Annotated in this window: 1 protein-coding gene; it reads right to left on the reverse strand. The window is 33.9% G+C overall.

Annotation, left to right across the window (positions count from 1 at the left end; all coding sequences use genetic code 11):
- Positions 1-23: 23 nt before the first annotated feature.
- A partial coding sequence (locus IR022_RS09845; protein ID WP_194203575.1) for a T9SS type A sorting domain-containing protein occupies positions 24-1,096 on the reverse strand: 1,073 nt, incomplete at its 5' end.

Consider the following 1,096-nt stretch of genomic DNA (forward strand, 5'->3'; position numbering starts at 1 on the left):
TATTATTTTCTTCATATTATTTTTCACTTTTTAATAATTTTATCAGAAGTTGATTTGTTATTAGCCTCAATTCTTAGAATATACGTCCCTTTAACAAGGCTACTACAATCCATATACTCCGTATGTATACCTTTATCTAGTTTGCCAATAGACTGATTCTTTACCAACTTACCATCCATTGAATACAAGCTAATATTGACCGTTGTTGTATTTTCCAGATAATATTCTAGAGTCAATTGAGATTCTACAGGATTAGGATAAAAGTTATAAGACAGCTTAACTTCATTTTCAGGATTTACAATAGGATTATCAATATCCTTATTATGCTCTATATTCCATAGACTATCTAAAACAGCCAAATTATCTTTATCATAATCTAGATATAGATGCTCTTGGGGAGGAAAGAAGAAAGCCGTTTGATACTCCTGAGTATTTAAAGAATCCGTTGTATTTATAGCCCTGATCGTTTCAAAAATAGGATAACGGTATCCTTTCGAATACCATTTATAAGTCTCTACCACCATTTGCAAAGAGTCATTCAGTGCAGGATTAATACTTCTTATAATTTCGGAGATTGTTTGCACAGTCTTGATACGTAAGACATGGCTCAAAGTATCACCCGTAGGTAGTATAATTGCTCCATACGCATCAGCCTGAGTAGTTACATCACCTTTAGTGTCAAAAGAGATTCTTCCAGAATAGATTCCTTCAGATTGATAAGAACTAATTTGGTTTTGCTTATAATTAGTAGGATAGGTCGCAGACACTATAGGTTGAATGTAGTGCAACAAGTTAGTAGGATTCTCATGTCCCAGTAATAAGAGTTGATTCTCTTTTAGTTGGTAATAATACATCGTATTGTGTTCAGTACCAATAATCAGCGAATTTTGAGCTGTATTCTTTACTTGTATAGTATCATAGCCCATAACATAAAATGACTTTTCTTGTAGTACAGGAGAGCTGTACACAAGAGAATATTCATCATTGACAGACTTTAGCTTGCCAAAATCCCATATAACATTTTCACCAGATCTTCCTGGATCTTTGTAGTCGACTTGTTGTTTGATGATTTCATCGCCGGAGCGGAGTCCATTGT

Origin of the sequence: Dysgonomonas sp. GY617 (assembly GCF_015233815.1) — a bacterium.
Lineage (GTDB): Bacteria > Bacteroidota > Bacteroidia > Bacteroidales > Dysgonomonadaceae > Dysgonomonas_A.